Below are 14,200 nucleotides of genomic sequence, written 5' to 3'. Positions count from 1 at the left end.
TTTTAGCGATTTGCATATATATAAACATCACTTTTACCGATAACGGCAAGCTGGTATCTTCGCCACCGCTCCGCAGGGAGTGCGCGACCGTGCGCGCAGAATTGTCCAGATGGTGTTGCCCCGGTTACCCGGTTACTCCACGAACGTGGCGAACCAGGCCGCCTGACATCATCGCCGAAGCCTGAGAACAGGACTTATATGTACGTATACGACGAATACGATCAGCAGATCATCGAGGACCGCGTAAGGCAGTTCCGGGATCAGACCCGACGCTACCTGGCAGGGGAACTGAGCGAGGAAGAGTTCCGACCGCTGCGCCTGCAAAACGGTCTGTATGTCCAGCGTTTCGCGCCCATGCTGCGCGTGGCCGTGCCTTATGGCCAGCTGACGTCGCGACAGATGCGCATGATGGCCAAGATTGCCCGCGATTACGACAAGGGCTACGCGCACATCAGCACCCGGCAGAACGTGCAGTTCAACTGGCCGGCGCTGGAAGACGTGCCGGACATCCTGGCAGAACTGGCCACCGTGCAGATGCACGCGATCCAGACCAGCGGCAACTGCCTGCGCAACGTCACCACCGACCAGTTCGCCGGCGTGGCCGCCGATGAGGTGGTCGACCCGCGCCCATGGTGTGAAATCATCCGTCAGTGGACCACCTTCCACCCTGAATTCGCCTATCTGCCGCGCAAGTTCAAGATCGCTGTCAATGGCTCGGCCAGTGACCGTGTCGCCATCGAAGTTCATGACATCGGCCTGGAGCCGGTCCTGAACGACGCCGGCGAGCTGGGCTTCCGGGTACTGGTCGGTGGCGGTCTGGGACGTACTCCGGTGGTCGGCGCCTTCATCAATGAGTTCCTGCCATGGCAGGACCTGTTGAGCTATCTCGATGCCATTCTGCGTGTCTACAACCGCTATGGCCGTCGTGACAACAAGTACAAGGCGCGCATCAAGATTCTGGTCAAGGCCCTGACGCCTGAGGTTTTCGCCGAGAAGGTCGAAGCCGAAATGGCTCACCTGCGTGGTGGCTCGACCACCCTGACCGAAGCCGAACTGCAGCGCGTGGCCAAGCACTTCGTTGATCCCGAGTACAAGACGCTGACCAACCAGGACGCGGAACTTGCCGCTCTAGACGCCGAGCACCCAGGCTTTGCCCGCTGGCGCCAGCGCAACATCACCGCACACAAGAAGCCGGGCTATATCGCCGTGACCCTGTCGCTGAAGCCGACCGGCGTGGCGCCGGGCGATGCGACCGACAAACAGCTCGATGCCATCGCCGACCTGGCCGATCGCTACAGCTTCGGTCAACTGCGCACCTCCCACGAGCAGAACGTGATCCTCGCCGATGTCGAGCAATCGCGCCTGTTCGAGCTGTGGGGCGAACTGCGCGAGAACGGTTTTGCAACGCCGAACATCGGCCTGCTGACCGACATCATCTGCTGCCCTGGCGGCGATTTCTGCTCGCTGGCCAACGCCAAGTCGATCCCGATTGCCGAGTCGATCCAGCGTCGTTTCGACGATCTGGATTACCTGTTCGATATCGGCGAACTGGACCTGAACATTTCCGGTTGCATGAACGCCTGCGGTCACCACCATGTCGGCCATATCGGCATTCTGGGCGTGGACAAGAAAGGCGCCGAGTTCTACCAGGTGTCGCTGGGTGGCAGCGCCAACCGTGACGCGACCCTGGGCAAGATCCTCGGCCCGTCCTTCGCCCAGGAGGCGATGCCGGATGTGATCGAGAAGCTGATCAACGTGTACATTGAAAAACGTACCGAAGACGAGCGCTTCATCGACACCTACCAACGTATTGGCATCGACCCTTTCAAGGAGCGCGTCTATGCAGCGAATCATTAAGAACAACGAAGTCATCGATGAAACCTGGCACTTGCTGCCCAAGGACACGACCTTCGACAGCCTGTCCAACTGCGACGACCTGATCGTACCGCTGGCGCTGTGGCGCGAGCACGGCCATGCCCTCAAGGCCCGCGATGGCGGCCTGGGCGTGTGGCTGGACAGCGATGAAGAAGCCGAAGAAATCGGTGAAGACGTTAATCAGTTCCAGGTCATTGCCCTGAACTTCCCGGCCTTCACCGACGGCCGCAGCTATTCCAACGCCCGCCTGCTGCGTGACCGCTATGGCTACAAAGGCGAGCTGCGCGCCATTGGCGATGTGTTGCGCGACCAGTTGTTCTATCTGCGCCGCTGCGGTTTCGATGCCTTCGCCATTCGCGCCGACAAAGACCCGTATGACGCACTGGAAAGCCTGAAAGACTTTTCCGTGACCTACCAGGCTGCCACCGACGAACCGCTGCCGCTGTTCCGTCGCCGCTGACAGGCGCCTGATGTAAAAAAGCCCGGTTCTCTGTGAGGAGACCGGGCTTAATGAGATGGTCACCCCCAACACCCTGTGAGGGCTACGCTTTCACAGGGTGTTTTGTTTTCGGAGGCCATCATCATGAGCGAGTCAGCGCTGATCGGTATCGATCTCGGCAAACATACTTTCCACCTTCACGGCCAGGATAAGTCGGGCCGTGAGGTATTTCGCAAAAAATGCTCACGTGCGCAGATGATGCAGTTTTTCGGCAATGTGCCGAGCTGTGTCGTGGTGATGGAAGCCTGTGCGGGATCGCACTATGTTGCTCGTCAGTTGGCGGCAATGGGGCACACGGCCAAGCTCATTTCCCCGCAGTTCGTTAAGCCTTTCGTCAAAGGCAACAAAAACGACTTTGTCGACGCTGAGGCAATCTGCGAAGCCGCTTCGCGCCCATCCATGCGCTTCGTTGCGCCCAAGACCGAGTCCCGGCAAACCTTGTCTGTACTACACCGTATGCGCGAATCGCTGGTACATGACCGCACCAAAACGGCTAATCAGATGCACGGATTCCTGCTGGAATTCGGGATCAGTCTGCCCAAGGGACTGGCCATCATGAAGCGTTTGGCGAACGTCCTGGCCGAGCATGAATTACCCGCTCGGCTGACGGCATTGTTGCAACGCCTGCACGATCACTTTGCCTATCTGGATGAGCAGATCAAGGTCCTGGACAAAGAGCTTGCGGGCCAACTGGCCGACGATGATCTGGGTAGTCGTTTGCTGAGCCTGCCCTGTGTCGGCCCGATCACCGCCAGCCTGCTGGCTGTGGAGATGGGCGATGGCAAGCAGTATCGATGCAGTCGGGACTTTGCCGCCTCAGTGGGCTTGGTACCAAGACAGTACAGCACGGGCGGCAAGGCTAATTTGCTGGGGATCAGCAAGCGTGGCGACAAGCACCTGCGACAACTGCTGGTGCAATGTTCCAGGGTCTATATGCAGAATCTGGAGCGCCAAAAAGGAGCCTTGGCCGATTGGGTGCGCTCATTGCTGAGTCGACGACACTCAAATGTCGTGGCCTGTGCCCTGGCTAACAAACTGGCGCGTATCGCCTGGGCGATAGCCGCCCACCATACGCAATATGAAGCAGGGCCAGACGCCTTGAGCGCCTGACCCTGCGGTTGTTGCAGTACCACGATTCACCCTTCAGGTTTTGCGATAGCTGAACAACAGATGATGTGAACGGCACACCGGCCTGGCGAAGATCCTGACATAAAAATCGGCTTCAGAAGCCGAGGGCTTTTTAAGGATCGTCAGGCGCGACTCTCATCGTGGCGCTGGGGCATGCCCCAAACAGACGCCGGATAGATTTAAGCAAGCCAACCACACCACCCGTTAATCAGTATTGCAAAAATGGGGGTGACCATAGATTTTTATAGGCGCTGGAGCCGTTGTGTCGCGATACCTGTTACGACCAGAAGCGTTGCTGGGTCAGGCGGCTCCACCATTTGATCGCCACGCTGTCGACCGAGGCGGCAGCAGCCATGCCGACGCGCTCCTGCAGGCTTTTGCGCTGGGCATAGTGCAAGTGGAATACATCGGCGCTTTTGGCCTTGTCCGACAGGTATTCATCGCTGGTCTTGAGCTCGTCGACCAGTTGCTTGTCGAGTGCCGCCATGCCCAGCCAGACTTCGCCGGTGGCCACTTCGTCGATGCTCAACTGCGGCCGGTAGCTGGCCACAAAGCCCTTGAACAGGTCGTGGGTGATTTCGAGATCCTGCTGGAATTTCTCCCGGCCCTTCTGGGTGTTTTCGCCAAACACGGTCAGGGTACGCTTGTACTCGCCTGCGGTCAGCACTTCGAAATCGATGTCGTGCTTCTTGAGCAAACGGTTGACGTTGGGCAACTGCGCCACCACGCCAATCGAGCCGAGTATCGCAAACGGTGCGCTGATGATGCGGTCGCCGATGCACGCCATCATGTAGCCGCCGCTGGCCGCCACCTTGTCGATGCACACGGTCAGCGGGATGCCAGCCTGACGAATGCGCGCCAGTTGCGAAGAGGCCAGGCCATAGCTGTGCACCAGGCCGCCGCCGCTTTCCAGACGCAGGACCACTTCGTCCTTGTCGGTGGCCAGGGTCAGCAACGCGGTGATTTCGTGACGCAGGCTCTCGGTGGCCGAGGCCTTGATATCACCATTGAAGTCCAGCACATAGACCCGCGCCTTCGGTTCGGCCTGGGCCTGCTTCTTGTCTTTCTTCTGCGCCTTGGCCTGCTCTTTGCGCAAGGCCTTCAGGCGCGACTTGTCGAGCAACGAACCCTCAAGGCGCTCGCGCAGGCCTTTATAGAAGTCGTTGAGCCGGGTGACCTGCAATTGCCCTGCAGTGCGGGCCCGGCCCTTGCTGCGCAGCGAAGCGATGGCGACCAGCACGACCACAATGGCGACCACCAGCGTGACGGTCTTGGCCAGAAAGCCTAAGTAATCAGCAACAAAATCCACGGATACTCCTTGATTGCCCGGCGCCCTTCAGCCGAGGACGCGATGGCCAAGCATACCGAGCAGGTCGGCCGATCACCAGCGCACAGCGTGTCGAGCGGGTTTAAACAGCTAATTCAAACACACGTATGATTTACGGTTGACAGGCTCCTGGCATCCTCATAACCTCGCCAGCAGCTGCGCACGCAGACACTCATTCATAAGGACCGAACCATGACTTCAGTAGCCGATGCAGTCCAAACCATGCAAGCCAAATTCAATCCTGCCGCCGCTGCCGGCCTGGATCTGGTGTTCGGCTTCAATATCACCGACGAAGACAAGCACTACGCGCTGATCGTCAAGGACGGCACCTGCCAGTTGCAGGAAGGCGAGAACCCGGACGCCAACGTCACTCTGGTCATGGACAGCGAAACCCTCAAGGGCATCGTCAGCGGCGAAACCGACGGCATGCAGGCCTTCATGGGCGGCAAGCTGCGCACAGAGGGCGACATGATGCTGGCGCTGAAACTGAGCGAGCTGTTCCCGGTCTGAGCCTGATACCTGGCCTGCCCAAGCAAAAAACCGAAGCCTGCGTGCTTCGGTTTTTTTTCGTCCGCATGAAGGAGCCATCATGAGCAAAACCACTCTGTTCGACCTCGACGGCAAGATTGCCCTGGTTTCCGGCGCCAGCCGCGGGATTGGCGAGGCCATCGCCCGACTGCTGGCCAGCCAGGGCGCGCATGTGATTGTCTCCAGCCGCAAGCTTGCGGCCTGCCAGCAGGTCGCCGACAGCATCGTCGCAGACGGCGGCCAGGCCACGGCGCTGGCCTGCCATATCGGCGAGACCGCGCAGATCGAGCAGGTCTTTGCGCAGGTTCGCGAACGTTTTGGCCGGCTGGACATTCTGGTCAACAACGCGGCCACCAATCCGCAGTTTTGCCACATTCTGGACACCGACCCCGGCGCCTTCCAGAAGACCGTCGATGTAAACATTCGCGGCTATTTCTTCATGTCCGTGCAGGCAGGCCGACTGATGCGCGAGCACGGCGGCGGCAGCATCATCAACGTCGCCTCGATCAATGGCGTCTCACCCGGTGAGTTCCAGGGCATTTATTCGGTGACCAAAGCCGCTGTGATCAACATGACCAAGGCCTTTGCCAAGGAGTGCGCGCCGTTCGGTATTCGCTGCAACGCCCTGTTGCCAGGGCTCACCGATACCCGCTTTGCCTCGGCACTGGTCAACGACCCGAACATTCTGAAAACCGCACTGGCGCGTATTCCTCTCAAGCGTGTTGCTGCCCCTGAAGAGATGGCCGGCGCGGTGCTGTACCTGGCCAGCGCGGCGTCGAGCTATACCACCGGCGCGATCCTGAATGTCGATGGCGGCTTTCTGTCCTGAGAGAAAGTCACTCAATTAAGAATTAAATTTCCAGTATTTTAATTTTTGGAATATATTTTCTGCACAACAACATTTCCTGTCAGGAGAGTGTCATGCAGAAAACTTCCCCCACCGGTCAGGCTGAGCTGGGTATCGGTCTGATCGGCACCGGGTTCATGGGCCGCGCCCATGCGCTAGCCTTCCACAGCGCTCGAGCGGCGCTGGATCTGCCGGTGCGGATTCGCCTGGCGGCCCTGGCCGATGCCGACAGCGCACGCGCCGAACAATGCGCCCAGGCCTGGGGTTTCGATCATAGCCACAGCGACTGGCAGCAACTGGTGCAGGATCCTGACGTTGACATCGTGGCGATCACCACGCCCAACCATTTGCACTTTCCGATGGCCATGGCGGCCATTGCCGCCGGCAAGGCGGTGTACTGCGAAAAACCTTTGGCCGTCAGCCTTGCGCAGGCCACTGAGATGCATCTGGCCGCCAAGGTAGCGAACGTGGTGACCCAGGTCGGTTACAACTACCAGCACAACCCCATGATCGGTCTGGCGCGCGAGATGATCCAGAGCGGCGAGCTGGGCGACATCATCAGCTTTCAGGGCGAGTTCTGCGAAGACTTCATGGGCGATGCCCGCTCACCCTGGTCGTGGCGTTGTGAAGCGGCACATGCCGGCGGCGCTTTGGCCGATCTGGGCAGCCATTTACTGGCGATGGCCCGCTATCTGCTCGGCGATATCGAGGCGGTATGCGCCGACTCCAGTACAGTGCACGCCAAACGCCCGGCCAGCGCCGGCAGTCGGGAACTGCGTGCCATTGCCGTCGACGACCAGACCCATGCCCTGCTGCGTTTCGCCAGCGGCGCGCGCGGCACCGTCAGCACCAGCTGGCTCAAGCACGGCTACAAGAATCACCTGAGCTTCGAGATCAGCGGCACCCGCGGCACCCTGGCCTTCGATCAGGAGCGACTAAACGAACTGCGCCTGTATCGCAGCGGCAATCCGGGGCGCGATGGCTTTCAACGGATTCTGGCGGGTCCTGCCCAGGCCGGTTACGCTGCGTTTTGCCCGGCACCGGGGCATCAACTGGGTTACAACGAGCTCAAGGCACTGGAGGTCCGCGACCTGATTCTGGCGGTAGCAGGCGTTGGGCAACAGGGCCCGGACTTTACCGAGGCCTGGCAGGTCGAGCGGCTGGCCAGCGCGATTCGACTCGCCGCCAGTGAGCAGCGCTGGGTGGCGCTGGGGGAAATCTGATGTCTGACAGACAGCGTTGATCGGCGTAGAATGCGCCGCCTTCGGGCAGCCATTCTGCCCCCCTGCCGAACAAGTCTGCCGTCATGTTTTTTGAACTCAGTGTCGAACCCACCACCCTTGCCATTCTTGCGGTCGTCGCCTTTGTGGCCGGCTTTATCGACGCCATTGCCGGCGGTGGCGGGCTGCTCACCACGCCCGCGCTGATGACCGCCGGCCTGCCGCCGCACCTGGTGCTGGGCACCAACAAACTCTGCGCCACCTTTGGCTCGGCCACCGCCAGTTTTACCTATTACCGACGCAAGCTGTTCGACCCACGGCAATGGAAGCTGGCACTGTTCAGCACCGCGGCGGGCGCCCTGATCGGCGCCATCATTGCCCATTACCTGCCGGCCGAGTGGATCAACCAGATGTTGCCGGTCATCGTGTTCGCGTGCGGCATTTACCTGCTGTTCGGCGGCACCCCCAAGGCACCGCTGAACAGCGATGCACCGATCAAGAAAGGCCGGCAATTGCCGCAAGGGTTCGGGCTGGGTTTCTATGACGGTGTGGCCGGCCCCGGCACCGGCGCTTTCTGGACCGTCAGCACCCTGCTGCTCTACCCGGTCGATCTGGTCAAGGCCAGCGGCGTGGCACGCAGCATGAACTTTGTCAGCAATGCCGCCGCGCTGTCGGTGTTTGCGTTCTCGGGTCAGGTCGATGTGCTGATTGGCGTCAGCATGGGCCTGGCGGTGATGCTCGGCGCCTATTTCGGCGCCGGCACTGCGATCAAGGGCGGCGCCAAATTCATCCGCCCGGTGTTCATCACCATGGTGCTGCTACTCACCGTGCGCCTGGCCTGGCAGCACTGGTTCGGGGGCGCCTGAGCGGCGCGCCAGATACAGCTCGATCAAGTGCCGGGCAATCGAGCGGCTGGCCGGCAGCGGCGGCATATCGTGGATGCTGAACCAGCGTGCATCCTCGATTTCATCGGCCTGTGGGACAATGTCGCCGCTTTCGTATTCGGCATGAAAGCCCAGCATCATCGAGTGCGGGAACGGCCAGCACTGGCTGCCCACGTACTGGATATTACGGATGCGCACCTGCACCTCTTCCATCACCTCGCGGCGCACGCAATCTTCGGCAGATTCGCCGGGCTCGGCAAACCCTGCCAGCGTGCTGTACACGCCGGGCACGAAGCGCGGCGAACGGGCCAGTAATACCTCATCGCCACGGGTGATCAGCACGATCATGCTCGGGGAGATACGCGGATAAAAACGCAGGTTGTCATCGCTGCAGTACATCGCCCGCTCGCCGGTGACCTGCACCGTCGGCTGGCCGCACGCCCCACAGAAACGGTGCTCGCGCGCCCAGGTGGCGATCTGCGCGGCATAACCCAGTTTCTGGTAAACGGCATAGTCGCCTTGCAGCATGAACTGACGCAAACCCTGCCAGGCAAGGCCTTCAACCTCTACATCACGCTGCAGCACCCAGACATACACCGGCTCGCCGTCGAAATGACCAATACCGTGTTCGCCCAGCAACGGCAGATCCAGGCTGGCCAGCCATTGCCTGGAAAACAGCACGCCCTCCTCGCCCAGCAGAAAGCCTTGAGGGCTATGCACGACGGCACGCCCGCCCGTGACTTGAGGGTCCAGTACGGCAGTGGTCCAACGGGGTGTCATCGAAAAACTCCTTTATGCGCCATGTTCAATCGTCGAACACCGGTTGCTGCTTGCTCATCTGCGCCATCATGGCCAGCTTGAGGTCGGCTGATTGCAGCATGGACGCGTTCCAGATAGCAACGTGTTCCAGGCCGTCAGCAATCCGATGGTCGCGCATGTAGTCGATCATCCGCTTGGTGCCTTCAACAGCAATCGGCGATTTTTGTGCAATCTGTCGGGCCAGGGTCAGTACCGCCTCGAGCAATTGGGTACTGTCGTCGTAGACCCGGTTGACCAGGCCGATGCGCTCGGCCTCATTGGCATCGACGCTGCGCCCGGTGTAGGCCAGTTCACGCAACATGCCATCACCGATGATGCGCGGCAAGCGTTGCAGGGTGCCGACATCGGCGGCCATGCCCATGTCGATCTCACGAATTGCAAACTGCGCATCCCGGGCGGCGTAACGCATATCGCAGGCGGCAACCAGATCGACTCCGGCGCCCAGGCAATAGCCTTGAATCGCGGCCAGCACTGGCTTGCGGCACTGCGCCACGGCGTTGAACGATGCCTGCAACTGCTCGATCTTGCGCCGCAACAAGCGCGCATTGCGCCCGGCATCGGGTCCCAGCTCACTGGCCACCGCCCCCAGCAACGCCAGATCGATACCCGCAGAAAAATGCTTGCCCGCACCGCTGAGCACCACGGCGCGCACCTCATCGTGCTCGTCGATCCAACGGAAGATATCGATTATTTCGTGCCAGAACGCCGTATTCATGGCGTTGGCCTTGTCCGGGCGATTGATCTGCACATGAGCGACCTGCTCATGCAACTGGACGATAAAAGCGTGGTAGTCGGACACGGCAGGTTCCTTTTGCGTTCGGGGCTGAGCGCCAGACTATAACAAGCCTGAGAGAAGCGTCGTAAGGCGGCGCAAGTGCCATTTGCCGGACCGGCCAGATAGCTAGACATTACCGACGCCTATGGCGAACTGCTCTGGTCCGCCCGCTTGCGCGCCTATGGCAGCGTGGCGATACAAGACATAGCAAAAATCGACAACCCGCTGCGTTTTCAGGGCCCGTACTTCGACGCCGAAACCGGCCTGCACTGCAAACGCCACCGGTACTACAATCCGCGTAACGATCGCTACCTGAGAGACAATCATAAAGACCTAATTGTCAGAAAAAAGCCCACACAAACTCACAGACATAGATACATGCTATTAAAAAAGCTTGAAAACACACTGCACAACAAGTATTTCGATTTCTCCGCGCTATTTGATAATGACGACGATGACGACTACACAAGTGCAGCATGGGAATCGCATGAGATAGACGACCCAAGAGGCTTCTTCGAGGACATTTATAGAATCGCGATGAACGTATGGAAAGAAGATATAGAAAAGGCAAAATCAGAAAATCAGGATGAATGGTAGCGGCTCGAAGGAGCTGCATCGTGGTATTCAGTTTTGCAACAAATCAAGTCGCAGGCCCTGACCAACCACTCGCATCCCGCACCCCGCAAAAACTCTGAACCCCCACCCACCCGCCGCTGTCTAGCATCAATGCGATACGACGACTGGCCGGGAGGCCGGGTCGGTGTCCTGTTTTCCGACATCGAGGGTTTTCATTGAGTACATCCAAAGCGGCAACCGGTATTGACGGGCTGGACGACATCCTGACGGGCGGGCTTTCCCGTGGTCATGTGTTTCTGGTCGAAGGTGAGCCTGGTACAGGCAAGACCACCGTGGCGCTGAAGTTTTTGCTGACCGGCGCTGCGGCCGGTGAGACAACGCTGTACATCACCCTGTCGGAGACCGAGCGTGAGTTGCGTGACAGTGCGCGCTCGCATGGCTGGGAGCTGGGGGAGAACATTCATATCTTCGAGTTGACCCCACCAGAAAGCCTGCTCAGTGCCGAGCAACAGCAGAGCCTGCTGTATTCCTCTGATCTGGAACTGGGCGAAACCATTGCCAAGCTGTTTGAAGCCGTCGAGCGCACCCAGCCGACGCGGGTGGTGATCGACAGCCTTTCTGAAATTCGTTTGCTGGCACAGAGTTCCTTGCGCTATCGCCGGCAGGTTCTGGCGATGAAGCATTACTTCGCCCGCTTTGATACGACTGTGCTGCTGCTCGACGACCTGACCACCGATACGCTGGACAAGACCGTGCACAGCGTTGCCCATGGTGTGATCCGCTTGCAGGAGCTGACGCCCAACTATGGCGGCGAACGCAGGCGCTTGAAGATCATCAAGTACCGTGGCCAGAAGTACCGTGGCGGCTTTCATGACTTCACCATCCAGGAAGGCGGCGTGCAGGTGTTCCCGCGCCTGGTGGCAGCGGAGCACCGCAATCAGTATGAACGGCGCCAGTACAGCAGCGGCATTCCCGAGCTTGATGGCTTGTTGGGCGGCGGCGTCGACAGTGGCTCCAGCACGTTGATTCTCGGCCCGGCGGGTACGGGTAAATCGCTGATTTCGCTGATATTCGCTGTGCAGGCCATGGCCCGTGGCGAGCGGGTCGGGCTGTTTGTTTTCGATGAAGAACTGGGCTTGCTGTACGACCGTATGCTCAGCATAGGCATTGATCTGCAGGCGTATCAGGACAGTGGCAAGTTGTGGGTCGAGCAGGTCGACGCTGCCGAGCTGTCGCCGGGTGAGTTTTCTCATCGCGTGCGCCGTTATGTGGATGAACAGCAGATCAAAACGGTGATCATCGACAGCCTTAACGGTTATCAGGCTGCAATGCCGGAAGAGAATGCTCTGGTGCTGCACATGCATGAACTGTTGCTGTACCTCAATCGCCAGGGCGCTTCGACGTTCATGACCGTGGCCCAACATGGCCTGGTCGGTGATATGCGTGCGCCGGTAGACATTACCTACCTGGCCGATACGGTGGTTCTGCTGCGCTATTTCGAGGCGCTGGGCAAGGTGCGCCGGGCTGTTTCGGTGATCAAGAAGCGCACCGGCGCGCACGAAACCACCATCCGTGAATACCGCATCAGTAACAAAGGCCTGCGCATCGGCGCGCCCCTGCATGAGTTTCAGGGTGTGTTGCGTGGCGTACCCAGCTATCGAGGCGATGGGCAGCCACTGCTGCAGGATGATGAAAAGTGACTCCAGCGTTTTCAGAACGGGCAATCATCCTGGCCCCCAACGGCCGCGACAGCCAGATCGCGGCGGCGATTCTCAACGAAGCCGGTTTGCGCACGAAGATCGCCAACGATACAGCCGAGCTGGTCAAGGAGTTGAGTATCGGCGCGGGGCTGGCAATCATCGCCGACGAAGCCTTGCGGGGTGTGGACTTTAACCCTTTGCTCAAACTGCTGGCCAGCCAGCCGGCGTGGTCCGATTTGCCGGTGGTGTTACTGACCCGGCATGGCGGCCCTGACCAGAACCCTTCGACGCGCCTGGGCACATTGCTCGGCAACGTGACGTTTCTGGAGCGGCCTTTTCATCCGATGACGCTGGTCACGCTGGTGACCACCGCTGTGCGCGGCCGGCGTCGTCAATACGAAGCCCGGGCGCGCATGGAGGATCTGCTTGAAGGCGAAAGGCGCTTGCAGAATGCCCTAACCGCTGGACGCCTGGGTTCCTGGCAACTGGAAGCCGAATTTCTCACCCTCACCTGCTCAGCCATCAGCAAGGCCCACTACGGGCTTGCCGAGGATGCCGCGTTTGACTATCAGGCCTGGCTGGACTCGGTGTATGCCGCCGATCAGCCGCGCATGCAGTCAGCCTTGCAGCGCAGCCTGGATACGGGGGTCGACTTCATTATCGAATACCGCAACCTGTGGCCGGACGGTTCGCTCAACTGGGTCGATGTTCGTGCGCGGGCCATCTATGGCAAAAGCGGCCAGGTGATTGCGCTGGTCGGGGTCACTTCCGATATCAGCGAGCGCAAGCAAGGCGAAGCCGAGTTGCGCCGGCTCAACGAAACCCTTGAGCAACAGGTTGAAGAGCGCACCTCGCAACTGCGCCACAACGAGGAAGCGTTGCGCCAGTCGCAGAAGATGGAAGCGGTGGGGCAACTCACCGGCGGTATCGCGCACGACTTCAACAATATGCTGACCGGCATCATCGGCAGCCTGGAGCTGATGCGCCGGCGCATTGCGCGCGGGCGGGTAGATGATCTGGATAATCTGATCGACCTTGGCGTGACTTCGGCCAACCGCGCCGCCGCCCTCACCCATCGTCTGCTGGCGTTTTCCAGACGCCAGTCGCTGGATTCCAGGCCGGTGGAAATCAACCACCTGGTCAAGGCCATGGACGAGTTGATTCTGCGCAGCCTGAATGAAAGCATTCATCTGGACATGCAACTGGACACGCAGTTGTGGACCGCAGAAGCCGACCCCAACCAGCTGGAAAGCGCCCTGCTTAATCTGGTGCTCAATGCCCGCGATGCCATGCCCGACGGTGGACTGCTGCAGGTAGAGACCCGCAACGAGCGGCTTGAAAGCAGCTTTACCGACGCCTACGAAAACCTGCTGCCTGGCGATTATGTGCTGCTCAGTGTCAGCGACACCGGCTGCGGCATGCCCGAAAACGTGGTCAGCCGCGCTTTTGATCCGTTCTTCACCACCAAGCCGATCGGCCAGGGCACCGGCCTTGGCTTGTCGATGATCTACGGTTTCAGCAAGCAATCACGCGGGCATGTGCTGATTGAAAGCGAAGTGGGTCACGGCACCACCGTCAAGCTGTACCTGCCGCGCCACAAGGGTGTTCTGGAAGACGATCAACTGGCATTTCAAAGCAACGCCACCTACGCCAAGGCCGGCGAAACCGTGTTGATTGTGGAAGACGATCCAGCAGTAAGAACACTGGTCAGTGAAGTGCTCAGCGAGCTGGGTTATGCCTTTATCGAAGCCGCCGACGCACAAAGTGCGATGCCGGTGCTCGAGTCGCAGACGCGCATCGATCTGCTGATCAGCGATGTGGGATTACCCGGCATGAACGGCCGGCAACTGGCCGAAATAGCCCGGCAATTGCGTCCCGGCCTCAAAGTGCTGTTCATCACCGGTTACGCCGAGCATGCCGCGGTGCGTGCCGACTTCCTCGGCAACGACATGCAGATGATCACCAAGCCCTTCGCGTTCGATCACCTCACCTCGAAAGTACGCGAGATGATCGAGGCCTGAC

12 protein-coding genes and 1 pseudogene are annotated in these 14,200 nt (G+C 59.8%); 10 read left to right on the top strand and 3 right to left on the bottom strand.

Annotated elements, in window-relative coordinates; genetic code table 11:
- Positions 1 to 198: 198 nt before the first annotated feature.
- The 3 genes from ACYAS9_RS27705 to ACYAS9_RS27695 all read left to right on the top strand — a co-directional run bounded on the left by ACYAS9_RS27705 (position 199) and on the right by ACYAS9_RS27695 (position 3,484).
- On the top strand, positions 199 to 1,857 hold the full coding sequence (locus tag ACYAS9_RS27705) for a nitrite/sulfite reductase (protein WP_463571653.1): 1,659 nt from the start codon (positions 199 to 201) through the stop codon (positions 1,855 to 1,857).
- A complete protein-coding gene (locus ACYAS9_RS27700) occupies positions 1,841 to 2,335 on the top strand; it encodes a DUF934 domain-containing protein (protein WP_463571651.1) in 495 nt (164 codons plus the stop codon). Before ACYAS9_RS27705 ends, ACYAS9_RS27700 begins: the two co-directional genes overlap by 17 nt.
- Before the next feature lie 123 nt (positions 2,336 to 2,458).
- Complete coding sequence (locus tag ACYAS9_RS27695; RefSeq protein ID WP_463571649.1) at positions 2,459 to 3,484, top strand: IS110 family RNA-guided transposase; 1,026 nt, start codon at positions 2,459 to 2,461, stop codon at positions 3,482 to 3,484.
- A gap of 295 nt (positions 3,485 to 3,779) precedes the next feature.
- Here ACYAS9_RS27695 and sohB read toward each other — a convergent pair whose 3' ends face one another.
- Positions 3,780 to 4,811: a protease SohB gene (gene sohB, locus ACYAS9_RS27690; protein ID WP_463571648.1), complete on the bottom strand. Its 1,032-nt coding sequence runs from the start codon at positions 4,809 to 4,811 to the stop codon at positions 3,780 to 3,782.
- 210 nt (positions 4,812 to 5,021) lie between these two features.
- Between sohB and ACYAS9_RS27685 the strand changes: the two genes are divergently transcribed.
- The 4 genes from ACYAS9_RS27685 (at position 5,022) to ACYAS9_RS27670 (ending at position 8,290) form a co-directional block, all read left to right on the top strand.
- On the top strand, positions 5,022 to 5,339 hold the full coding sequence (locus ACYAS9_RS27685) for an SCP2 sterol-binding domain-containing protein (RefSeq protein ID WP_463571646.1): 318 nt from the start codon (positions 5,022 to 5,024) through the stop codon (positions 5,337 to 5,339).
- A gap of 79 nt (positions 5,340 to 5,418) precedes the next feature.
- Positions 5,419 to 6,186 (top strand): SDR family oxidoreductase, encoded by a 768-nt coding sequence (locus tag ACYAS9_RS27680; protein WP_463571644.1) that lies wholly within the window; start codon positions 5,419 to 5,421, stop codon positions 6,184 to 6,186.
- Between the two features lie 92 nt (positions 6,187 to 6,278).
- Entirely contained in the window at positions 6,279 to 7,427 is a 1,149-nt protein-coding gene (locus ACYAS9_RS27675; protein WP_463571643.1) for a Gfo/Idh/MocA family protein, read from the top strand.
- Between the two features lie 83 nt (positions 7,428 to 7,510).
- Positions 7,511 to 8,290: a TSUP family transporter gene (locus tag ACYAS9_RS27670; protein ID WP_463571642.1), complete on the top strand. Its 780-nt coding sequence runs from the start codon at positions 7,511 to 7,513 to the stop codon at positions 8,288 to 8,290.
- Here ACYAS9_RS27670 and nudC read toward each other — a convergent pair.
- Positions 8,243 to 9,088 carry an NAD(+) diphosphatase gene (nudC, locus tag ACYAS9_RS27665; protein ID WP_463571640.1) on the bottom strand — a complete coding sequence of 282 codons (846 nt, stop codon included), beginning with the start codon at positions 9,086 to 9,088 and terminating at the stop codon, positions 8,243 to 8,245. The genes ACYAS9_RS27670 and nudC overlap by 48 nt on opposite strands.
- Before the next feature lie 25 nt (positions 9,089 to 9,113).
- Positions 9,114 to 9,926, bottom strand: a complete 813-nt coding sequence (locus tag ACYAS9_RS27660; protein ID WP_463571639.1) for a crotonase/enoyl-CoA hydratase family protein — start codon at positions 9,924 to 9,926, stop codon at positions 9,114 to 9,116.
- A 105-nt stretch (positions 9,927 to 10,031) separates the two neighbouring features.
- Here ACYAS9_RS27660 and ACYAS9_RS27655 point away from each other — a divergent pair.
- From ACYAS9_RS27655 to ACYAS9_RS27645, 3 genes and pseudogenes are all read left to right on the top strand, one after another.
- Positions 10,032 to 10,217: pseudogene (locus ACYAS9_RS27655) on the top strand (RHS repeat domain-containing protein); the annotation flags it as partial.
- A gap of 476 nt (positions 10,218 to 10,693) precedes the next feature.
- A complete protein-coding gene (locus ACYAS9_RS27650) occupies positions 10,694 to 12,178 on the top strand; it encodes an ATPase domain-containing protein (protein ID WP_463571638.1) in 1,485 nt (494 codons plus the stop codon).
- Positions 12,175 to 14,199 (top strand): response regulator, encoded by a 2,025-nt coding sequence (locus ACYAS9_RS27645; RefSeq protein ID WP_463571636.1) that lies wholly within the window; start codon positions 12,175 to 12,177, stop codon positions 14,197 to 14,199. The genes ACYAS9_RS27650 and ACYAS9_RS27645 overlap by 4 nt, the downstream gene beginning before the upstream one ends.
- Position 14,200: the final 1 nt, after the last annotated feature.

The sequence above is a fragment of the Pseudomonas sp. HP_08 genome, assembly GCF_055284095.1.
Note: the sequence above shows the minus strand (reverse complement) of the source record. Positions and strands in the feature narration are given on the sequence as shown.

Bases quoted from the DNA above. Each gene is read 5' to 3' on its own strand.
- ACYAS9_RS27675 (WP_463571643.1), top strand. From the start codon at position 6,279: ATGCAGAAAACTTCCCCCACCGGTCAGGCTGAGCTGGGTATCGGTCTG.
- nudC (WP_463571640.1), bottom strand. From the start codon at position 9,088: ATGACACCCCGTTGGACCACTGCCGTACTGGACCCTCAAGTCACGGGC.
- ACYAS9_RS27685 (WP_463571646.1), top strand. From the start codon at position 5,022: ATGACTTCAGTAGCCGATGCAGTCCAAACCATGCAAGCCAAATTCAAT.
- ACYAS9_RS27670 (WP_463571642.1), top strand. From the start codon at position 7,511: ATGTTTTTTGAACTCAGTGTCGAACCCACCACCCTTGCCATTCTTGCG.
- ACYAS9_RS27705 (WP_463571653.1), top strand. From the start codon at position 199: ATGTACGTATACGACGAATACGATCAGCAGATCATCGAGGACCGCGTA.
- ACYAS9_RS27680 (WP_463571644.1), top strand. From the start codon at position 5,419: ATGAGCAAAACCACTCTGTTCGACCTCGACGGCAAGATTGCCCTGGTT.
- ACYAS9_RS27700 (WP_463571651.1), top strand. From the start codon at position 1,841: ATGCAGCGAATCATTAAGAACAACGAAGTCATCGATGAAACCTGGCAC.
- ACYAS9_RS27695 (WP_463571649.1), top strand. From the start codon at position 2,459: ATGAGCGAGTCAGCGCTGATCGGTATCGATCTCGGCAAACATACTTTC.